19 protein-coding genes are annotated in these 20184 nt (G+C 69.7%); 11 read left to right on the plus strand and 8 right to left on the minus strand.

The features are described from left to right. Positions 1–77 precede the first annotated feature (77 nt). From ACFWGP_RS18290 to clpX, 4 genes are all read left to right on the plus strand, one after another. The gene (locus tag ACFWGP_RS18290; protein WP_231430842.1) at positions 78–569 is read left to right on the plus strand and encodes a tetratricopeptide repeat protein; all 492 of its coding nucleotides are present in this window, start codon (positions 78–80) and stop codon (positions 567–569) included. A gap of 74 nt (positions 570–643) precedes the next feature. Next, positions 644–1228 (plus strand): ATP-dependent Clp protease proteolytic subunit, encoded by a 585-nt coding sequence (locus ACFWGP_RS18295; RefSeq protein WP_231430843.1) that lies wholly within the window; start codon positions 644–646, stop codon positions 1226–1228. 26 nt (positions 1229–1254) lie between these two features. After that, the gene (locus tag ACFWGP_RS18300) at positions 1255–1938 is read left to right on the plus strand and encodes an ATP-dependent Clp protease proteolytic subunit (RefSeq protein ID WP_231430844.1); all 684 of its coding nucleotides are present in this window, start codon (positions 1255–1257) and stop codon (positions 1936–1938) included. A gap of 175 nt (positions 1939–2113) precedes the next feature. After that, positions 2114–3391 (plus strand): ATP-dependent Clp protease ATP-binding subunit ClpX, encoded by a 1278-nt coding sequence (gene clpX, locus ACFWGP_RS18305; protein WP_231430845.1) that lies wholly within the window; start codon positions 2114–2116, stop codon positions 3389–3391. Between the two features lie 67 nt (positions 3392–3458). Here the strand turns inward: clpX and sepH are convergent, their stop codons facing one another. After that, on the minus strand, positions 3459–4547 hold the full coding sequence (sepH, locus tag ACFWGP_RS18310) for a septation protein SepH (RefSeq protein ID WP_275506895.1): 1089 nt from the start codon (positions 4545–4547) through the stop codon (positions 3459–3461). A 196-nt stretch (positions 4548–4743) separates the two neighbouring features. On the opposite strand from sepH, the gene ACFWGP_RS18315 reads away from it, so the two are divergent. Then, positions 4744–5037 carry a DUF4193 domain-containing protein gene (locus ACFWGP_RS18315; RefSeq protein WP_026378289.1) on the plus strand — a complete coding sequence of 98 codons (294 nt, stop codon included), beginning with the start codon at positions 4744–4746 and terminating at the stop codon, positions 5035–5037. Here the strand turns inward: ACFWGP_RS18315 and ACFWGP_RS18320 are convergent. After that, positions 5034–5498: a DUF3093 domain-containing protein gene (locus ACFWGP_RS18320; RefSeq protein ID WP_231430847.1), complete on the minus strand. Its 465-nt coding sequence runs from the start codon at positions 5496–5498 to the stop codon at positions 5034–5036. The genes ACFWGP_RS18315 and ACFWGP_RS18320 overlap by 4 nt on opposite strands. A gap of 59 nt (positions 5499–5557) precedes the next feature. On the opposite strand from ACFWGP_RS18320, the gene dut reads away from it, so the two are divergent. The 5 genes from dut (at position 5558) to dxs (ending at position 12471) form a co-directional block, all read left to right on the plus strand. Next, positions 5558–6016 (plus strand): dUTP diphosphatase, encoded by a 459-nt coding sequence (dut, locus tag ACFWGP_RS18325; RefSeq protein WP_231430848.1) that lies wholly within the window; start codon positions 5558–5560, stop codon positions 6014–6016. Then, positions 6013–6633: a DUF3710 domain-containing protein gene (locus ACFWGP_RS18330; protein WP_231430849.1), complete on the plus strand. Its 621-nt coding sequence runs from the start codon at positions 6013–6015 to the stop codon at positions 6631–6633. The genes dut and ACFWGP_RS18330 overlap by 4 nt, the downstream gene beginning before the upstream one ends. Before the next feature lie 2 nt (positions 6634–6635). After that, positions 6636–7424, plus strand: coding sequence for a DUF3159 domain-containing protein (locus ACFWGP_RS18335; RefSeq protein ID WP_376931525.1), 789 nt, complete (start codon positions 6636–6638; stop codon positions 7422–7424). A gap of 156 nt (positions 7425–7580) precedes the next feature. Further along, positions 7581–10391 carry an aconitate hydratase AcnA gene (gene acnA, locus ACFWGP_RS18340; RefSeq protein ID WP_275506897.1) on the plus strand — a complete coding sequence of 937 codons (2811 nt, stop codon included), beginning with the start codon at positions 7581–7583 and terminating at the stop codon, positions 10389–10391. Between the two features lie 133 nt (positions 10392–10524). Further along, positions 10525–12471 carry a 1-deoxy-D-xylulose-5-phosphate synthase gene (dxs, locus tag ACFWGP_RS18345; RefSeq protein ID WP_376931526.1) on the plus strand — a complete coding sequence of 649 codons (1947 nt, stop codon included), beginning with the start codon at positions 10525–10527 and terminating at the stop codon, positions 12469–12471. A 248-nt stretch (positions 12472–12719) separates the two neighbouring features. On the opposite strand, the gene ACFWGP_RS18350 is transcribed toward dxs, so the two are convergent. From ACFWGP_RS18350 to ACFWGP_RS18365, 4 genes are all read right to left on the minus strand, one after another. Next, complete coding sequence (locus tag ACFWGP_RS18350) at positions 12720–14864, minus strand: 3-hydroxyacyl-CoA dehydrogenase NAD-binding domain-containing protein (RefSeq protein WP_376931527.1); 2145 nt, start codon at positions 14862–14864, stop codon at positions 12720–12722. 5 nt (positions 14865–14869) lie between these two features. Next, positions 14870–16075 carry a thiolase family protein gene (locus ACFWGP_RS18355; RefSeq protein ID WP_231430853.1) on the minus strand — a complete coding sequence of 402 codons (1206 nt, stop codon included), beginning with the start codon at positions 16073–16075 and terminating at the stop codon, positions 14870–14872. A gap of 78 nt (positions 16076–16153) precedes the next feature. Further along, positions 16154–17350, minus strand: coding sequence for an HRDC domain-containing protein (locus ACFWGP_RS18360; protein ID WP_376931528.1), 1197 nt, complete (start codon positions 17348–17350; stop codon positions 16154–16156). Then, positions 17343–17933 (minus strand): DUF3000 domain-containing protein, encoded by a 591-nt coding sequence (locus tag ACFWGP_RS18365; protein WP_231430855.1) that lies wholly within the window; start codon positions 17931–17933, stop codon positions 17343–17345. Before ACFWGP_RS18365 ends, ACFWGP_RS18360 begins: the two co-directional genes overlap by 8 nt. A gap of 91 nt (positions 17934–18024) precedes the next feature. Between ACFWGP_RS18365 and ACFWGP_RS18370 the strand changes: the two genes are divergently transcribed. Continuing rightward, a complete protein-coding gene (locus ACFWGP_RS18370; protein ID WP_376931529.1) occupies positions 18025–19254 on the plus strand; it encodes an alpha/beta hydrolase family protein in 1230 nt (409 codons plus the stop codon). On the opposite strand, the gene ACFWGP_RS18375 is transcribed toward ACFWGP_RS18370, so the two are convergent. Both ACFWGP_RS18375 and ACFWGP_RS18380 read right to left on the minus strand, forming a co-directional pair. After that, complete coding sequence (locus ACFWGP_RS18375; protein ID WP_231430857.1) at positions 19255–19692, minus strand: SufE family protein; 438 nt, start codon at positions 19690–19692, stop codon at positions 19255–19257. It abuts the gene before it with no gap. Between the two features lie 65 nt (positions 19693–19757). Then, the coding region (locus ACFWGP_RS18380) for a sulfurtransferase (RefSeq protein WP_376931530.1) at positions 19758–20184 on the minus strand (427 nt) is incomplete at its 5' end.

The raw sequence follows: 20184 nt of genomic DNA on the forward strand, positions 1-20184 counted from the left end.
GCAGTGCGGAGGGGCCGAGCGTTCTCGCTCGGCCCCTTCGTCGTCTCCACGACCGACGGACGAGGAAAGAGGATGGGATGAGCGAAGCGAGCGAGTGGCAGCGCCGGGTCGACGAGGTCTGGGCGGCGGCCGACGAGCTCGGCGAGCTCGAGGTCGTCGAGCGCATCGACGCGCTGGCCGCCGAACGGGACGAGCACGATCCGCTCGCGCTCTTCGAGCGGGCCGGCGCCCGCGACTCGGCCGGGCTGGAGGCCGAGGCCGAACCGCTCTACCGACACGCGATCGACGCGGGCCTGACTGGATCCGAGCGCGTGCAGGCGCACGTGCAGCTCGCATCGACGCTGCGCAACCTCGGCCGGCCGCTGGAGTCGCTCGCGCTGCTCGACGCGATCGAGTCCGAGGCAGGAGAGCTCCGGGACGCCGTCGCGGCGTTCCGCGTGCTCGCGCTCGTCGATACGGGCGACGCCCGCCACGCGGCATCCGTCGCACTCACGGCGCTCGCGCCGCACCTCGCCCGCTATCGCGTGTCGGTCGCCGCATACGCGGAGGCGCTCACGGCATCCGCCTAGGGCGAACACCGGGGTTCGCGCGCGTTGCAACGGATAGATTCGATTCCAACGCGACAACCGAAACGGAGCGACACATGGCCGAACCGACACCAGGCACCGGTGTTTTCGATCGACTGCTGAAGGACCGCATCATCTGGCTTGGCTCCGAGGTGCGCGACGAGAACGCCAATGAGATCGCGGCGAAGCTGCTGCTGCTCGCCGCGGAAGATGCCAAGAAGGACATCTACCTCTACATCAACTCGCCCGGTGGCTCGATCACGGCCGGCATGGCGATCTACGACACCATGCAGTTCGTGCCCAACGACATCGTCACCGTCGGCATCGGCATGGCCGCGTCGATGGGGCAGCTCCTGCTCACCGCCGGCACCAAGGGCAAGCGGTACATCACCCCGAACGCCCGCGTCCTCCTGCACCAGCCGCACGGCGGCTTCGGCGGCACCGCGAGCGACATCCAGACCCAGGCGCAGCTCATCCTCGACATGAAGCGCCGCCTCGCCGAGATCACCGCCGCGCAGACCGGCAAGACCGTCGAGCAGATCAACGCCGACGGCGACCGCGACCGCTGGTTCAACGCGCAGGAGGCCCTCGAGTACGGCTTCGTCGACCACATCCGCGAGTCGGCCCTCGACGTGGCCGGCGGCGGCGGAACCCAGGCGTAGGCAGCGAGAGAAGAGAGAACGAGCGAATGTCAGTACCTACTATCGGTGGCCCTGCTTTCGGCGGCACCGCCTTCAACGGCGTGCAGGCGCCCGGCTCGCGGTACATCCTGCCGAGCTTCGAGGAGCGCACCGCCTACGGCTACAAGCGGCAAGACCCCTACGCCAAGCTCTTCGAGGATCGCATCATCTTCCTCGGCGTGCAGGTCGACGACGCCTCGGCCGACGACATCATGGCGCAGCTCCTGGTGCTCGAGTCGATGGACCCCGACCGTGACATCATCCTCTACATCAACTCGCCCGGCGGCTCGTTCACCGCGATGACGGCGATCTACGACACGATGCAGTACATCCGCCCGCAGATCCAGACCGTCGTCCTCGGTCAGGCCGCCTCGGCGGCGGCCGTCATCGCCGCCGCAGGCACGCCCGGCAAGCGCCTCGCGCTGCCGAACGCGCGCGTGCTCATCCACCAGCCCGCGATGGGCGAGGCGGGTCACGGCCAGGCGAGCGACATCGAGATCCAGGCCGCGGAGATCCTGCGCATGCGCACCTGGCTCGAAGAGACGCTCGCGCGTCACTCGAACCGCGACCAGCAGCAGGTGCACGACGACATCGACCGCGACAAGATCCTGTCGGCCGAGGAGTCCCTCGAATACGGCCTCATCGACCAGGTGCTCACGTCGCGCAAGAACCTGCCGGCGATCACGCGCTGACCGCTTGCAGCACGCACGGATGCCTCGGCCGAACACTCGGCCGAGGCATCCGTCGTTCTGATTCCGGCGCGGTTCGCGACCGGCGAAACGGCTCGCGTGTCGAATCGCACAGGCTACGCCGCAACCGCTCGAACTCGGGCTAGGCTCGGAACAGGCTCGTCGAGAGGAGGGTGCGATGGCACGCATCGGGGAGAGCGCCGACCTGCTCAAGTGCTCCTTCTGCGGAAAGAGCCAGAAGCAGGTGCAGCAGCTCATCGCCGGGCCCGGCGTCTACATCTGCGACGAGTGCGTCGAACTCTGCAACGAGATCATCGAGGAGCGCCTGGCCGAGGCCGGCGAGACCGAGACGGGCGAGTTCGAGCTGCCGAAGCCGAAGGAGATCTTCGGCTTCCTCGAGGAGTACGTGATCGGCCAGGAGGCCGCGAAGAAGGCGCTCGCCGTCGCGGTCTACAACCACTACAAGCGCGTGCGCGCGAAGACGACGCTGACGACCGCCGACCGCGCCCACGACGACGTGGAGATCGCGAAGTCGAACATCCTGCTCATCGGTCCGACCGGATGCGGCAAGACCTATCTCGCGCAGACGCTCGCGAAGCAGTTGAACGTGCCGTTCGCCGTCGCCGACGCCACCGCCCTGACCGAGGCCGGCTACGTGGGCGAGGACGTCGAGAACATCCTGCTGAAGCTCATCCAGGCCGCCGACTACGACGTCAAGCGCGCCGAGACGGGCATCATCTACATCGACGAGGTCGACAAGATCGCCCGTAAGGCCGAGAACCCGTCCATCACGAGGGACGTGTCCGGCGAAGGCGTGCAGCAGGCGCTGCTGAAGATCCTCGAGGGCACCGTCGCCTCCGTCCCGCCGCAGGGCGGACGCAAGCACCCGCATCAGGAGTTCATCCAGATCGACACGACGAACGTGCTGTTCATCGTCGCGGGTGCGTTCGCCGGGCTCGAGGACATCATCTCCTCGCGTGCGGGCAAGCGCGGCATCGGGTTCGGCGCCCCCCTGCACAATAAAGAGGAGGAGGCCGACATCTTCAGCGAGGTCCTCCCCGAAGACCTGCACAAGTTCGGCCTCATCCCCGAGTTCATCGGTCGCCTGCCCGTCGTCGCGACGGTCACGCCGCTCGATCGCGAGGCGCTCATGGAGATCCTCACCGAGCCGAAGAACGCACTCGTGAAGCAGTACCAGCGCATGTTCCAGCTCGACGGCGTCGAGCTGGACTTCGAAGACGCGGCGCTCGAGGCGATCGCCGACCTCGCCGTTCTCCGTCAGACCGGTGCGCGAGGCCTGCGCGCCATCATGGAGGAGGTGCTCGGGCCGATCATGTTCGAGGTCCCCTCGTCGACCGGGGTCGCCCGAGTCGTGGTCACCAAGGCCGCGGTGCTCGACAATGCCGCGCCGACGATCGTGCCGCACAAGGCGCGTCGCGCCGAGAAGTCGGCGTAGCCGCTCGACGACGGAAGAGGCCCGGTCACCGTTCGGTGAACCGGGCCTCGTGCGGTCGTGGGCGGCGTCAGGCCAGATCGTCGTCGGTGCGGGCGCCGAAGACGATCTCGTCCCAGCTCGGCATCGATGCGCGGCCCTTCTTGGCTGCGCGCCCCGATCCCGACGTCGAGGACGACGACGACGAGACCTTGCCCCACAGGCTTCGGGCACCGGCGCCCGGCTTCTCCTCGGCGGCGGGTTCGCTCAGCGTCTCAGTGGCCGGTGACGGCTCGCTGGGCACGTCGAGCGTCGCGGGCTGCAGGGGAGCGGGAGCGTCGAGCGTCGCCGACTCGCGCTCGCCGCGCCGACGGCGGAGTGCCTCGAGGAGGTCGGCGGTCTCGCCGAGCGACGGCTTGGGTTCGTCGGCTCGCTTGATCGCGGCGCGCGCCGCCGCGGGGCTCGAGGTCTGGGCCGTGCGCGCGTACGGAAGCGGCTCGAGGTGCGGGGCGGTGTCGTTGTCGCTCTGCTCGATCTCGTCGAACGTGAAGGCGCCGCTGTCGAAGCGCGACTCGTCGGAGTCGGGGCCGACTGCGCGCAGGCGCGGGATCAGGCCGCCCTTGAGCTCGCCCTGCTGCGAGAGCGTGATCGCCTCGGAATTGAGCGGCTGCAGCGACTGCTTGCGCGGCTCGAAGGTCCAGCGCGCGTCGTGGTCGATGGTGTCGGCGGTGAATTCGAGCTTGACGATCCAGCCGCGCTCGTCGTCCTTCCAGCTCGCCCATCGCTCGCCCTCGGCGCCGAGCTTCGCGAGCCGGTCGCGGATCACGCCGCCGAACGAGGCGGGCTCGTCGGCGGGGTCGACGTCGAGGGTCACGTTCACGGGCACGGCGAGGGCGGACGTCACGACGTGTTCGCGTTCGGCCATCACCGGCCCCTCGAAGCGACGGATGTACTCGACCGCGGCGCCCGTGAGCTGGGCGACCTCCTCGGCCGACATGCCGCCCCTGATATGGGCCTGCACCTCGCGTGGCGACGGCTTCGGTCCGGTGAGCTGCTCCGGCTGCGCCTGGCGGATCCGCGATTGGAGCACTTCGTCGATCTCGATCCGGAAGCGCGCGCCATCGTCGGAGGCGGCGAGGAGCGCGCCGTTCTCGACCCCGATTACCTTGAGTTCCTGCATCGCGACAAGCCCTTCCGTGCTTTCGTCTCCGCCCAAGGATGCCACGCCCGGACCGGTGCTCGCGGGAATAGCCCGGGCGCGGCGGAAGTTGAGCAGGAAGCATCGGACGATCCGCCGTACAAAGGGTTTGCTTACGTCCTCGTTTTGATGCAGACTATGGCCGCCGAATCTCCGGCGCTTGAGGAAATGGATGGGAATGGCAACGGATTACGACGCCCCGCGGAAGACCGAAGACGACTCGGAGTCGATCGAGGCCCTCAAGGAACGCGTCCCCGACAAGATGTCGGGTGTGGTCGACGTCGATGACGCCGACAACCCCGGAGGTTTTGACCTCTCGGGTGCCGACCTGTCGGATGTCGAGCTCGACGTCGTCGTGCTGCCTCCGCAGGCCGATGAGTTCACGTGCGTGAACTGCTTCCTCGTGAAGCACCGCTCGCAGATCGACCACGAGACGAAGCTCGGGCCGATCTGCCTGGAGTGCGCCTCCTAAGCGCTCCGCTCAGTGTCGTCAGGCCGTCGCGATCCGTTGATCGCGGCGGCCAGTTCTTTGGGATGCCGCGTCGAGACCAGCCAGTACGGCGTCGGGTCGGCCGGGTCGATGACGGGCACGCGCACGACCGGTCGGATCCAGCCCCGGATCACGAGGAAGGCGCGGGCGTCGAGCCCGGTGCCCCGTTCGATGCGAGCAGCGGCATCGTCGGCCGCGACGGCCTCGCCGAGCAGTTCGAGCGAGATCTCGGCACGCCCTGCGTGCAGGCGTCCGCTCCTGACCTCGATGACGGGTGCCGTGATGCTCAGGGCGCCGGCGACCGCGGCATAGAGGATGATGCCGGTGGCGATTCCGGCCGGCATCGACACCGGTGCGAGCACGAGGATGCTCGCGGGCACGAGCAGCAGGCTCGAGAGGTAGATCCACGGCGTCGGCCACAGTTTCTCGCGATAGTCGGGCATGGCTCTATCAGATCAGACTTCTGCACGAGCCTCCGACACTTCTGGACTACCCTCGAACGGTGACCGATTCCGTCGACGTCCTCATCACCGCCGAGCGCCTGCCGAACTACGCCCACCCGGGTGATGCCGGCGCAGACCTCCACGCCGCCGAGGCCGTCGTCCTCGAGCCCGGTGAGCGCGCGACGGTCGGCACCGGCGTCTCGATCGCCCTGCCCGACGGCTACGTCGCCTTCGTGGTGCCGCGATCCGGGCTCGCGTTCAAGCACGGCATCACGATCGTGAACGCACCGGGCACCGTCGACGCCGGCTATCGCGGCGAGATCAAGGTCGCACTGCTCAACACCGACACGAGCGAGTCGTACGCCATCGCGGTGGGCGACCGCATCGCACAGATGGTCGTGATGCCGGTCAGCCGCGCACGCTTCGTCGAGGTCGAGCGTCTGCCGGGCAGCCTGCGCGGCGAGGGGGGATTCGGCTCCACGGGATTCGGGGAGCACAAGTCAGGAGTGAACGCGTGAGCGACATCGAGAACACCGACGGGGCTCCCGTCGATCAGCCCAAGTCCGCCCCCGAAGACCGCGCGAGCGCGGGTCCGCTCGACGAGGCCGAGGCGAATCCCGTGCGCCCCTACGTCGACCTCGGCGGCGTGAAGATCCTTCCGCGCGAGGGCCTGCACCTCCGCCTCGAGGTGGAGGAGGGCACGAAGCGCGTCGTCGCGATCGGGCTCGACTACGCGAACTCGACCCTGCAGGTCCAGCCGTTCGCCGCGCCGCGCTCGAGTGGGCTCTGGCACGAGATCCGTGCGCAGATCGCCGACCAGATCGCCCGCCAGGGCGGCACGACGACGGTGCGCGAGGGCACGTTCGGCCCTGAGCTCCTCGCGCAGATCCCGGTCGCGGCGGGCGAGGCGCAGCAGGGCCAGATGCGCCTGGCGCGCTTCATCGGCGTCGACGGACCGCGCTGGTTCCTGCGCGGTGTGATCGCGGGCCAGGCGGCGGTCGACCCCGCCGCTGCCGCGCAGGTCGAGGACCTCTTCCGTTCGATCGTCGTCGTCCGCGGGGCGACGCCGATGCCGCCGCGCGACCTGATTCCGCTGCGGATGCCGGCATCCTCCACCGGCGCTCCGACGGCGTAGGCGTGACCGACGCGACGGGCGCAGGGCGCCGCGACCCCGACGAGCACGAGCAGGATGCCTCGGCGCAGGCCGGGGCGGACGGCGGTGAGTTCGGCCGGGCCTTCGCGGCCGCGGCCGAGAAGAGCGGGCTCGGCGCCCTCGCACGCGATGAGAAGCTGAGCGGTCGCGACCTGCTCGTCGCCGTCGGCGGGGTGCGAGGCATCCTCGAGGCGTTGCTGCCCGGGCTCGTCTTCCTCATCGTCTACAGCACGCTCACGAGCTTCGCCGGCCAGGACGCCCAGGCCGCCCTGGTTCCCGCCCTCATCGCGTCGGTCGGGCTGGCCGGCGTCTTCACGCTCGTCCGCATCGCGACGAAGGGTCAGCCCACGCAGGCGATCGCCGGCCTCATCGGCGTGCTCGCGTCCGCTGCGCTCGCACTGTGGACGGGCAACGCGCGCGACAACTACGTGCTCGGCTTCTTCACGAATGCCGCCTATGCGCTCGCGCTGCTCGTGTCGCTGCTCGTGAGGTGGCCGGCGATCGGGCTCATCGTCGGATTCCTCATGGGCGAGGGCGTCGCCTGGCGCAACGACCGCCGCAAGTATCGCGCAGCACAGTTCCTGACGCTCGTCTGGATCGGCCTCTTCGTCGCCCGGCTCGCCGTCCAGGTGCCCTTCTACCTGGTCGACAACGTCGAGGCGCTCGGTGCGTTCAGGCTGCTCATGGGGGTCCCGCTCTACGCCCTCGCGCTCATCTTCTCGTGGCTTGTCGTACGTGCCGTCTACCCGTCGGCACATCGATCGGCCGAGTGATACAGTTATCTCGACGTCAAGATAAATCCGCACACCGTGCGAAGCCTGTCGGCGGGCGAACGGCTTAGGTTACCCTTGCTGGATCGGCCCCCTGTCTGACGGAGAAGATGGAGAGTCGCCCGCGTGCCGGGCGTCATCCGCGAAGGAGAGGACATCGTGTCTGCAGTGAACAGTTTCGGGGCGAAGGACACGCTCCACGTCGGTGACAAGTCCTACGAGATCTTCCGGCTCGACACCGTGCCGGGGCACGAGAAGCTGCCGTTCAGCCTGAAGGTGCTGCTCGAGAACCTGCTGCGCACCGAGGACGGCGCGAACGTCACCAAGGAGCAGATCGAGGCGCTCGGCTCGTGGGTGCCGACGGCCGAGCCCGACACCGAGATCCAGTTCACGCCCGCGCGCGTGGTCATGCAGGACTTCACGGGCGTGCCGTGCATCGTCGACCTCGCCACCATGCGCGAGGCGGTCGTCGCCCTCGGGGGAGACCCCGACAAGATCAACCCGCTCGCTCCGGCCGAGATGGTCATCGACCACTCCGTCATCGCCGACCTCTTCGGCACCGAGAACGCCCTCGAGCGCAACGTCGAGATCGAGTACGAGCGCAACGGCGAGCGGTACCAGTTCCTCCGCTGGGGCCAGACGGCGTTCGACGACTTCAAGGTCGTCCCGCCGGGCACCGGCATCGTGCACCAGGTGAACATCGAGCACCTCGCGAAGGTGACCTTCACCCGCACCGTCGACGGCGTCCTCCGCGCGTACCCCGACACCTGCGTCGGCACCGACTCGCACACGACGATGGTCAACGGCCTCGGCGTGCTCGGCTGGGGCGTGGGCGGCATCGAGGCCGAGGCCGCGATGCTCGGCCAGCCCGTGTCGATGCTCATCCCGAAGGTCGTCGGCTTCAAGCTCTCCGGTTCGATCCCCACCGGTGTCACCGCGACCGACGTCGTGCTGACGATCACCGACATGCTGCGCAAGCACGGCGTCGTCGGCAAGTTCGTCGAGTTCTACGGGTCGGGCGTCGCCTCGGTGCCGCTCGCGAACCGCGCGACCATCGGCAACATGAGCCCCGAGTTCGGCTCGACCGCCGCGATGTTCCCGATCGACGACGTCACGCTCGACTACCTGCGCCTCACCGGCCGCAGCGACGAGCAGATCGCGCTCGTCGAGGCCTACTCGAAGGCTCAGAAGCTCTGGCACGACGCCGACAACGAGCCCGCCTTCAGCGAGTACATGGAGCTCGACCTCTCGACGGTCGTTCCCTCCATCGCGGGTCCGAAGCGTCCGCAGGACCGCATCGAGCTGTCGAACTCGAAGACGGCCTTCGAGCAGGACCTCCTGAACTACGCCACGGTCGACCACGACCTCGTCGACCTCGAGATCGCCGAGTCGTTCCCCGCGTCCGACCCGCCCGGCAACTCGCCCGAAGACGAGCACAGCCACCACGAACACCACCACGCGAGCCACGCGCCCGCCACGGCGTCGAACCCGACTCCGGTGACGCTCGCCGACGGCGAGAAGTTCACGCTCGACCACGGTGCGGTCGCGATCGCCGCGATCACCTCGTGCACGAACACCTCGAACCCGTCGGTCATGCTCGCGGCCGGCCTGCTGGCCCGCAACGCGGCGAAGAAGGGCCTGAAGGCGAAGCCGTGGGTGAAGACCACGCTCGCGCCCGGGTCGAAGGTCGTCACCGACTACTACGAGAAGGCCGGCCTGACCGACGACCTCGAGGCGCTGGGCTTCTACACCGTCGGGTACGGATGCACGACCTGCATCGGCAACTCGGGTCCGCTGATCGATGAGATCTCGACGGCGGTCAACGAGTCCGACCTCGCAGTCACCGCAGTGCTCTCCGGCAACCGCAACTTCGAGGGCCGCATCAACCCCGACGTGAAGATGAACTACCTCGCGTCGCCGCCGCTCGTGATCGCGTACGCCCTCGCGGGTTCGATGAACTTCGACTTCGAGGTCGACGCGCTCGGCAAGGACACCGAGGGCAACGACGTCTTCCTGAAGGACATCTGGCCCGACGCGGCCGAGGTGCAGGAGACGATCGACAACTCGATCAACAAGGACATGTTCGTGCACCAGTACGCGAGCGTGTTCGAGGGCGACGAGCGCTGGCGCAACCTCGAGACGCCGACCGGTGCGGTGTTCGAGTGGAACGAGGCGTCGACCTACGTTCGCAAGCCCCCGTACTTCGACGGCATGACGATGGAGACGACCCCGGTCACCGACATCTCGGGCGCGCGCGTGCTCGCGAAGCTCGGCGACTCGGTCACCACCGACCACATCTCGCCGGCCGGTTCGATCAAGGCCGACAGCCCGGCGGGCCGCTACCTCACCGAGCACGGCGTCGACCGCAAGGACTTCAACTCGTACGGCTCGCGCCGTGGCAACCACGAGGTGATGATCCGCGGCACGTTCGCGAACATCCGCCTGAAGAACCAGCTCCTCGACGGCGTCGAGGGCGGCTACACCCGCGACTTCACGCAGGCCGGCGGTCCGCAGTCGTTCATCTACGACGCATCGCAGAACTACCAGGCGCAGGGCACTCCGCTCGTCATCTTCGGCGGCAAGGAGTACGGCTCGGGTTCGTCGCGCGACTGGGCGGCCAAGGGCACGAGCCTGCTCGGGGTCAAGGCGGTCATCACCGAGAGCTTCGAGCGGATCCACCGCTCGAACCTGATCGGCATGGGCGTCGTTCCGCTGCAGTTCCCGGCGGGCGAGAGCTGGGCGTCGCTCGGCCTCGACGGCACCGAGATCGTCTCGATCACGGGTCTCGAGCAGCTCAACGAGGGCACCACCCCGAAGACGGTGCACGTCGTCGCATCGCCGAGCGAGCACTCGGCGCCCGGCAAGGCGACCGTCGAGTTCGACGCGGTCGTCCGCATCGACACGCCGGGTGAGGCCGACTACTACCGCAACGGCGGCATCCTGCAGTACGTGCTGCGCAGCCTCGTCTGACGCAGACGCATTCGACGACAGGGCGATCGGCGTTTCCGCCGATCGCCCTGTCGTCTGCCCGGGCGCTCAGGTTGCCCGGCGTAGACTCGTTCCGTTCGGCGGCATCGCCCGCGTCATCCCGGAGGCCCAACGCATGACCTTGCTCGAGACGATCCGAGGCCCGCGCGACCTCGACGCTCTCTCGAAGGAGCAACTGGAGCAACTCGCGGTCGAAGTGCGAGAGCACCTCGTCTCCGACGTCGCCAAGACGGGCGGGCACCTGGGTCCGAACCTCGGGGTGGTGGAGCTCACCATCGCGATCCACCGCGTGTTCGACTCGCCCCGCGACGCTATCGTGTTCGACACCGGTCACCAGTCGTACGTGCACAAGCTGCTCACCGGCCGGCAGGACTTCTCGACCCTTCGGCAGACCGGCGGTCTGGCCGGATACCCGCAGCGCAGCGAGTCGGAGCACGACATCGTCGAGTCCTCTCACGCTTCGAGCTCACTGTCGTGGGCCGACGGCATCTCGAAGGCGTTCGAGATGACCGGGCAGCACGACCGGCACGTGGTCGCGGTCGTCGGCGACGGCGCCCTCACCGGCGGCATGACGTGGGAGGCGCTCAACAACATCTCCGACGACAACACGCGCAAGCTCATCGTCGTCGTGAACGACAACGGCCGTTCGTACGCGCCGACCATCGGGGGCATGGCGCGCTTCCTCAACTCGGTGCGCACGAAGAGCACGTACCGCAACCTCCACCTCTCGAGCCGCGACGCGTTCAACCGCCTCGGCGGCCCGGCCAGGGCGTTCTACCGCGGCGTGCGCGGTGGCCTGCACGGCTTCCTCTCCCGATTCACCGGGAACGAGGCGCTCTACTCGAACCTCGACATCAAGTACGTCGGTCCCGTCGACGGGCACGACGAGCAGGCGATGGAGGCCGCGCTCCGGCAGGCGAAGCACTACGGCGCGCCGGTCATCGTGCACGCGATCACCGAGAAGGGCCGCGGCTACGAGCCCGCCCGCAACGATGTCGCGGACCAGTTCCACGCCGTCGGGCAGATCGACCCCGAGACCGGTGAGCCGCTCGACACCGGCGGGGCGAAGAGCTGGACGAGCGTCTTCGCCGACGAGCTCGTCCACCTCGCCGAGGGCGACGACCGCCTCGTGGGCATCACGGCCGCGATGCTCCGCCCGACGGGCCTTCACCGGATGGCCGAGCGCTTCCCGACACGGGTTTTCGACGTCGGCATCGCCGAGCAGCACGCCGTGACGTCCGCCGCCGGCCTGGCGTTCGGCGGCCTGCACCCGGTCGTCGCGGTGTATGCGACGTTCATGAACCGGGCGTTCGACCAGCTGCTCATGGATGTCGCCCTCCACAAGGCGGGGGTCACGTTCGTCCTCGACCGCGCCGGCGTCACCGGGCCCGACGGCCCGAGCCACCACGGCGTCTGGGACCTCTCGATCCTCCAGGTCGTCCCCGGCATCCGCATCGCCGCACCGCGCGACGCGATCCGCCTCGCCGAAGAGCTCGGCGAGGCCGTGCAGGTGACGGATTCACCGACCGTCCTGCGATTCCCGAAGGGTTCGGTCGGCACCGAGTACGACGCGGTGCGTCGCACCGACGACGGCGTCGACGTGCTCGTCGAGTCCCAGCGCAAGGACGTGCTCATCGTCACCGTCGGGCCGATGGCCGGCATCGGCCTCGAGGTCGCCGAGCGCCTCGAGGCGCAGGGCATCGGCGCCACCGTCGTCGACCCCCGGTGGGTCGTGCCCGTGCCGCGCAGCGTCGTCGGGCTCGCCGGCGACTACCGCATCGTGGTGTCGCTCGAAGACGGCATCCGCGTCGGCGGTGTCGGTACACGCATCCGTCAGGACCTGCGCGAGGCCGGGGTCGACACCGCGGTCACCGAATTGGGCCTGCCCGACGAGTTCCTCGAGCACGGCTCCCGTTCCGACATCCTGGAGCGCGTCGGCCTCACCCCGCAGCACATCGCCCAAGACGTCACCGCAATGGTGCTCGGCACGAAGCTGCCGCACGCGCGCGGCGCGTCGGGCGACACGGGCACGCAGCCAGTCATCGCGCACGTCGCAGACTGAGACCACCGCCTTGCGGAGGATCGCCGCAGGGCACGAGGACCTCGAACGAGAGCGGGGCCGCCCCCGGGGGGGGGCCGGGCCCCGGGGGGTTGGGGCGGGGGGGGCGCGCCCCCCCCCCCGCGGGCCCGCGGGTGGGAGGGGGCGGGGGACCCCCCCAGCGCCGCCCCCCCCCCCGGGCCCCGGGCCCCCCCCCGGCGCGGGGGCCCGCCCCGGGGGGGGCGCCCCCCCGCTCTGGTTCGGCGAGTGCGCTACGCGCCCACGCCGCGGATCGCCGGATGGTGGAAGGTGTCGTCGAACACACGCTCCGAGGCCCCGACCCGGTCGAGGTACGGCGTCGCACCGCCGGCCTGGAAGGGCCAGCCGGCGCCGAGGATGAGGCAGAGGTCGATGTCTTCGGCTGCGGCGACCACGCCTTCGTCGAGCATGAGCTTGATCTCACGTGCGAGTTCGTCTTCGACGCGGCGCAGGATCGTCGCGGCGTCGACCGACGTCTTGCCGACGGTGATCGCCTTCTTCGCGTCCTTGGTCAGATCGGTGACCTTGCCGTGCTTGTCCTTCTCGACGACGGGCGAGCCCAGCTTCGAGAGGGCGTGCATGTTCTCCGAGGCGTAGAACCGCTCGGGGAACTCGCGCACCATCGTGTCCTGGACGTGGGCGGCGACCGCCCAGCCGACGAGGTCGATGAGCTCGAACGGCCCCATCGGCAGCCCGATCGGCGCGAGCGCCTTCTCGACGACCGGCACCGGGGTGCCCTCGTCGACGGCGCGTGCCGCCTCGCCCATGACCTTCGCGAGCAGTCGGTTCACGACGAAGCCGGGCGCGTCGGCCGTGAGCACGGCGCTCTTCTTGAGCTTCGCGGCGGTGGCGAACGCGGTGGCGAGCGTCTCGTCGTCGGTCTTCGGGGTCTTCACGATCTCGATGAGGGGCATGACCGCGACCGGGTTGAAGAAGTGGAAGCCGACGAGGCGCTCGGGGCGGGTGAGCTTCTCGCCGATCTCCTCGACCGAGAGCGACGACGTGTTCGTCGCGATGATCGCGGTCTCCGAGAGGTGCGGCTCGACCTCGGCGAACACCTGCTGCTTCACGGCGAGGTCTTCGAAGACCGCTTCGATGACCCAGTCGCAGTCGGAGAAGTCGGCCTTGTCGGTCGTGCCCGAGATGAGCGCCCGCAGTCGATTCGCCTCGTCGGCGTCGATGCGGCCCTTCTGTTCGAGCGTGCCGATCTCGTCGCGGATGTAGGCGAGACCCTTGTCGACGCGGGCCTGGTCGAGATCGGTGATGACGACGGGCACCTGCAGGCGACGCACGAAGAGCAGTGCGAACTGGCTCGCCATGAGGCCGGCGCCGATGATGCCGACCTTCGTCACCTTCCGGGCGAGCGACTTGTCGGGCGCGCCGGCGGGGCGCTTGGCACGCTTCTGCACGAGGTTGAAGGCGTAGATCGAGGCGACGAACTGGTCGCCCGAGACGAGGTCGGCGAGCGCCTCGTCCTCACGGGCGAAGCCCTCCGCCTTGGTGCCGGACTTCGCCGCCTTGAGGAGGTCGAGCGCGACGTACGGCGACTTCGCGGTCGTGCCGAGCTTGCCCTCGATGCTCTTGCGGGCGATGCCGACCGCGACGTCCCACTTGGCGAGCCGCTCGAGCTTGCCGGGAACGTTGGGACGCTTCACCTGAACCGAGCCGCCGAGCACGCCGTCGGCCCACTTGAGCGAATCCTCGAGGAAGTTGACCGGCGCGAACATCGCATCGGCGATGCCGAGCTCGAGGGCGTCCTTCGCCTTCAGCATCCGGTTGTTCTTCAGGGGGTTCTCGATGACCACCTTGAGGGCGTTCTCGATGCCGATCAGGTTCGGCAGCAGGTACGCCCCGCCCCAGGCGGGCACGATGCCGAGGAAGACCTCGGGCAGCGCGATCGCGGGCGCCGAGGCATCCACGGTGCGGTAGTCGCTGTTGAGCGCGACCTCGAGGCCGCCGCCGAGGGCGAGGCCGTTGATGAACGTGAACGAGGGCACGCCGAGCTCGCCCAGCTTGCCGAACACCATGTGGCCGAGCTGGCCCATCTTCAGCGCGATGTCGCGGCTCGGGATCTCGCCCACCTTCGAGAGATCGGCGCCTGCGGCGAGGAAGTACGGCTTGCCGGTGATCGCGACCGCCTGGATCTCGCCGGCGGCGGCACGGGCCTTCAGCTCGTCGAGCCGTTCGCCGAGCTCGATCAGCGTGACCGGGCCGAGCGTCGAGGGCCGGGTGTGGTCGCGACCGTTGTCGAGCGTGATGAGCGCGAGCACGCGGCCCGACGCCAGGCGGATGTCGCGCACGTAGGAGTGCGTGACGACCTCGTCGTCGGCGAACGCGGCCGCCAGCTCGGAGAAGTCGATCTTCGAGTAGTCGGTCATGTCGCTCAGCGGCCCTTTCCGTAGCGCTTGTGGTGGGGGTTCTCCCAGATGACGGTGCCGCCCTGGCCGAGGCCGACGCACATCGCGGTGATGCCGTAGCGGACCTCGGGGTGCTGCTCGAACTGGCGCGCGAGCTGCAGCATGAGGCGAACGCCCGAGGCGGCGAGCGGGTGGCCGATCGCGATGGCGCCGCCCCACGGGTTGACCCGGGCGTCGTCGTCGGCGATGCCGAAGTGGTCGAGGAAGCTCAGCACCTGCACGGCGAAGGCCTCGTTGAGCTCGAAGAGGCCGATGTCGTCGATCGAGAGGCCGGCGCGCTTGAGCGCCTTCTCGGTCGAGGGGATCGGCCCGATGCCCATGACCTCGGGCTCGACGCCGGCGAAGCCGAAGCTCACCATGCGCATCTTCGTCGTGAGGCCGAGCTCCTTCGCGGCGTCGGAGCTCGCGAGGATCGCAGCGGTCGCACCGTCGGTGAGCGGCGACGCGTTGCCCGCGGTCACCCGGCCGTGCGGGCGGAACGGGGTCTTGAGGCTCGCGAGCCCCTCCATCGTGGTCGCGGGGCGGCGACCCTCGTCTTCGCTCGCGAGGCCCCAGCCCTCGGCGGTGCGGATCGCGACCGGCACGAGATCGGGCTGGATGTGGCCGGCGTCGTAGGCGGCCTGCACCTTCTGCTGGCTCAGCATGCCGAATCGGTCGCTGCGCTCCTTCGTGAGCTCGGGGAACCGGTCGTGCAGGCGCTCGGCAGTGTTGCCCATGTTGAGTGCGTCGGCGGCCACGAGCTTCTCGGTGAGGAACCGGGGGTTCGGGTCGGCGTCGAGGCCCATCGGGTGACGGCCCATGTGCTCGACGCCGCCGGCGATGACGACGTCGTACTGCCCGAAGCCGATGCCCGAACCCGTCGTCGTCACCGCGGTCATGGCGCCGGCGCACATGCGGTCGATCGCGAAGCCGGGAACGCTCATCGGCAGGCCGGCGAGGATCGCCGCCGTGCGGCCGAGCGTCAGGCCCTGGTCGCCCTGCTGCGTCGTCGCAGCGATGGCGACGTCGTCGACGCGCTCGGGAGGAAGGTTCGGGTTGCGCTCCAGGAGCCCGGTGATCGCCTTGACCGCGAGGTCGTCGGCCCTCGTGTTCCAGTACATGCCCTTTTCACCGGCTCGTCCGAACGGGGTCCGAACCCCATCGACGAACACGACATCAGCTCGTTCAGCCACGCTGCAGCTCCGTTTCGAAATCAGGATGCCTCGATCCTACGAACCGGTGCCGAGCGCCCGTGAATCGCTTGACGGTTCCTACGAACCCTCGGAGGTCGCGTCGAGGAGCGATTGTGACGCCTCGACAAACGCATCGGCGATCGTCTGTGCGGTTGCCGCAATCTGCCACGGGCGCGCGCCGAGCTGCGCGAGGGCCGCGCCGACGCCCGCGGCGTCGGCCGGCTGCGGGGGGTGCCAGGCCACCCGACGCAGGAAATCGGGCGTGAGGAGGTTCTCGAGGGGCATCTCGAGCTCTTCCGCGACCTCGGCCACCGCGGCCTTCGCGGCCTTCAGACGGGCGTCGGCCTCGGGATTCCGGCTCGCCCATGCACGCGGCGGAGGCGGGGCATCGCTCGGCACGCGTACCGCCGGCAGCTCGTCGGTGGTGAGGCCGCGCTCGAGCGCCGTCCACCAGCGGTCGAGCTCGGTACGGCTCGCGCGACCGGTGAACTCTCGGAGGTCCGCCAGTGCGCGCCGAGTGGACGGCAGGGCGCGCGCGACGGCGACGATCGAGGCGTCGGGAACGAGTCGGCCCGGCGCGATGTCGGTCTCGGCGGCCAGGGCGTCGCGCGACACCCACAGTTCGCGGGCGACGGCGAGGTTGCGGGGACTCCGCATGGCGTGGATGCCGGAGAGGCGTCGCCAGGGCTCGGCGGCGGGCGGCTTCGCCGCGCGGTGCAGCACGGCGTCGAACTCCTCGACGGCGAGGCCGGCCTTGCCGGTCGCGTCGAGGCGCTCGGCGAGCCGATCGCGCACGTCGACGAGCAGTTCGACGTCGAGGGCCGCGTACTTCAGCCACGATTGCGGCAGCGGTCTCGTCGACCAGTCGGCCGCCGAGTGCTCCTTCGCGAGCTTGATGCCGAGAAGGTCCTCCACGACCGACGCGAGGCCCACGCGAGGCATGCCGAGCAGGCGCGCCGCGAGTTCGGTGTCGAAGATGCGATCGGGGTCGAGGCCGACCTCGCGAAGACATGCGAGGTCCTGGCTCGCGGCGTGCAGCACCCACTCCTCCGAGCGGATGCCGTTCTCGAGCGCGGAGAAGTCGGGCACCTCGGGGGCGTCGAAGAGGAAGACGCCCGCACCGCGCCGGTACATCTGGATGAGGTAGGCGCGCTGGGAGTAGCGGAAGCCGCTCGCACGCTCGGCGTCGACGGCGATGGGCCCCGATCCGCCCAGCAACCGGTCAACGGCCTCGTCGAACGCCGCGGGCGTCTCGATCACCCGATACTCATCCACGATCCGACCTCCGGCGGGGCAGTGCGGTCACCCCTTCAGCACGCGGCGGCAGTCCCGCGAGCATGCACAACAACTCACCCCAGCCTTCCACATGGGCGCCGATGGCGGCGTCGAGGGGCGTCCAGGACGCGCGCAGCTCGATCTGCGCGCCGTCACCCTGGTGGGCGAGCTCGCCGAAGCCGGTCGAGAGGATCTTCGTCGCCGTGCCCGACGCCGCGATGTAGCGCGCGCCGCGTGCGTCCAACGCGTCGATCAGCCACGACCACGCCACGTCCGCGAGGAACGGATCGAGGCCGATGTCGGTCTCGAGGGGTGCCTGCGCGAAGCACACGATGCGGAACCGCCCGCCCCAGGCCTCGGGCTCGCTCGGGTCGTACAGCACGATGAACCGGCCGGTGCCGAGTTCGGAGTCGTCGCCGTGGCGCGTCGGCGAGACGTCGGCCGACAGCGCCGCCGCGAACGGGGCCAGACCGCCGGGCGCCGGGATCTCCGACACCGAGAGCTCGGCGCGCGGCGCGGCGGCCCGGATCGAGGCGAGTGCGTTCTCGAACTCGGCGGGGGAGGAGGTCGGGTGGTCGGGCACGAGTGCAGACTAGAGTCTCCATCGGAACCGGCAGCGGCGGCACGCCGCACCGGCACGCAGTGGGATCGGTTCATCGGGGAGGAAGCGGCGGATGGCACAGCGGCGGGGCGGGTTCCGCATCATCGGCACGACGCTCGCCGCGGTCGGAATGGTCGCCGGCGCGATCGCCGTCATCACGGCCGCCGTCACGGCGTTGGCCACCGTGGTGTTCGCCCGCAAGGTCGTCACCCCCTCCACGAAGCGCGAGGAGGACGTGCGGATCCTCGCCGTCGATCTCGCCGGGCGGCGGATCACGCTCGCCGACGGCGACGAAGCGAGGATGCGCGGCCGGTACGGCCTCTGGTTCGACGGCGACGCCGGCCACGCCCGCATCGCCGAGGTCGACGAAGCGCGCGGCGGCATGGTCATCAGGGGGATCGACTCGGTCGACTTCGGACGCCTCGACCGAGCCCGACGGGGCCGGATCGACGGCTGGTACTTCCTCGGCCCCTGGGAACTCGACGTCCCGTACCGCGAGGCCGTCGTGCAGACGCCCCTCGGCGCCGCGCCGGCGTGGTCGGTGCCGGCAGACGCACCGACCGATCGCTGGGTCGTGCACGTGCACGGCCGGGGGGCGAAACGGCACGAGACCCTGCGAGCCGTCCGCCCCGTGCGCGAGGCCGGCTGGAACAGCCTCCTCATCTCCTACCGCAACGACGGCGAGGCTCCCGAGAGCACCGATCGCCGATACGGTCTCGGAGGCACCGAGTGGGAGGACGTCGTCGCCGCGGTGCGTTTCGTCGTCGCGCGGGGGGCCCGCGAGATCGTGCTGATGGGCTGGTCGATGGGTGGCATGATCTCGCTGCAGGCGGTGCTGCGCTCGGAGGAGGTGCGCGAGCACCTGGTCGGGGTCGTCCTCGACTCTCCCGCGATCGACTGGGTCGACATCCTCCGGTTCCAGGGTTCCGCCATGGGATTGCCCGCGGGCCTCGGCGATCTCGTCGCCGGTGTGCTCGGAGCACCCGTCGGCGCGGGACTCACGGGTGCCGCCGCACCGATCGACCTCGTGGCGCTCGACCTCGTGGCCAGGGCCGAGGAGTTCACCGTGCCGATGCTGCTCATGCACAGCGTGGACGACGGGTTCGTCCCCATCGACGGGTCGCGCCGGTTGGCGGCATCCCGCCCCGATCTCGTGCAGTTCGAGGAGTTCACCGGAGCCCGTCACACGAAGCTGTGGAACCACGATCCCGATCGGTGGAGCGAGCTGATCGTCGCCTTCCTCGCGACGAGAGGACGACGCGACGAACCGGCGGCCGAGGGCGACGCCGAGATCGTCGGCTGATCAGGCGGCGACGCGCTCGCGCAGCTGCCGCTTCGTGCGGGCGAGCATGCCCGTCATGCCGCGAACCCGGAGCGGCGACACCGCCTCGGCGAGGCCGAGCGACTGCGGGTAGTCGGCGGGGATGTCGAGCACCTCCTGCACGGAGAGCCCGGCGAGCCCCTGCACGAGGATCGAGGCGAACCCGCGCGTCGTCGGCGACTCGGCGGGCGCGGTCGCGAAGAGGTGCACGACGCCGTCGGCCACCTCGACGAAGATGAAGACGGGCGACTGGCACTCCTCGACCCGCTCGAGCAGGTCGGGGTGGTCGGCATACCGTTCGGGGAGCGCGGGCAGTTCGTTCGAGAACTCGAGCAGCAGCTGCAGCCGATCGCGCACGCCGAGCGCGAGGAAGTCGTCGCGGATCTCGGCGAGGGCGGGGGGCAGGGTCGTCTGTTCCATCCGGTCCATTCTCCCACGGGCGGCCGGACCGTCGGCCGGTCGCCGACGGTCCGCTCGGCCGACGATCAGCGGCCGGGCACCTCGCCGCGCTCGGCACCCGTCACGATCGGCACCCGCACCGCGCTGCCCCATTCGGTCCACGAGCCGTCGTAGTTGCGCACGTTCTCGAAGCCGAGGAGGTGCTGCAGGACGAACCACGTGTGGCTCGACCGCTCGCCGATACGGCAGTACGCCACGATGTCGTCGCCGTCGGCGAGTCCGACCTCGTCGCGGTAGATCGCGTCGAGCTCCGCACGCGACTTGAAGGTGCCGTCGCCCGCAGCTGCGCGCGCCCACGGCACGGATGCCGCGGTCGGGATGTGCCCGGCGCGGAGCGCGCCCTCCTCGGGGTAGGCGGGGGCGGTCGTGCGCTCGCCCGTGTACTCCTCGGGCGAGCGCACGTCGATGAGCGGGTTGCCGAGGTGGGCGAGCACGTCGTCCTTGAACGCCCGC

Origin of the sequence: Agromyces sp. NPDC127015 (assembly GCF_042725165.1) — a bacterium.
In the GTDB taxonomy this organism is placed as follows: Bacteria; Actinomycetota; Actinomycetes; order Actinomycetales; family Microbacteriaceae; genus Agromyces; species Agromyces chromiiresistens.

What these genes read in the sequence shown, in the direction of transcription:
- ACFWGP_RS18300 (WP_231430844.1), top strand. Translation starts at nt 1,255, where the DNA reads ATGTCAGTACCTACTATCGGTGGCCCTGCTTTCGGCGGCACCGCCTTC.
- ACFWGP_RS18290 (WP_231430842.1), top strand. Translation starts at nt 78, where the DNA reads ATGAGCGAAGCGAGCGAGTGGCAGCGCCGGGTCGACGAGGTCTGGGCG.
- ACFWGP_RS18370 (WP_376931529.1), top strand. Translation starts at nt 18,025, where the DNA reads ATGGCACAGCGGCGGGGCGGGTTCCGCATCATCGGCACGACGCTCGCC.
- ACFWGP_RS18295 (WP_231430843.1), top strand. Translation starts at nt 644, where the DNA reads ATGGCCGAACCGACACCAGGCACCGGTGTTTTCGATCGACTGCTGAAG.
- clpX (WP_231430845.1), top strand. Translation starts at nt 2,114, where the DNA reads ATGGCACGCATCGGGGAGAGCGCCGACCTGCTCAAGTGCTCCTTCTGC.
- ACFWGP_RS18315 (WP_026378289.1), top strand. Translation starts at nt 4,744, where the DNA reads ATGGCAACGGATTACGACGCCCCGCGGAAGACCGAAGACGACTCGGAG.
- ACFWGP_RS18350 (WP_376931527.1), bottom strand. Translation starts at nt 14,864, where the DNA reads ATGACCGACTACTCGAAGATCGACTTCTCCGAGCTGGCGGCCGCGTTC.
- ACFWGP_RS18320 (WP_231430847.1), bottom strand. Translation starts at nt 5,498, where the DNA reads ATGCCCGACTATCGCGAGAAACTGTGGCCGACGCCGTGGATCTACCTC.
- dxs (WP_376931526.1), top strand. Translation starts at nt 10,525, where the DNA reads ATGACCTTGCTCGAGACGATCCGAGGCCCGCGCGACCTCGACGCTCTC.
- ACFWGP_RS18375 (WP_231430857.1), bottom strand. Translation starts at nt 19,692, where the DNA reads ATGGAACAGACGACCCTGCCCCCCGCCCTCGCCGAGATCCGCGACGAC.
- sepH (WP_275506895.1), bottom strand. Translation starts at nt 4,547, where the DNA reads ATGCAGGAACTCAAGGTAATCGGGGTCGAGAACGGCGCGCTCCTCGCC.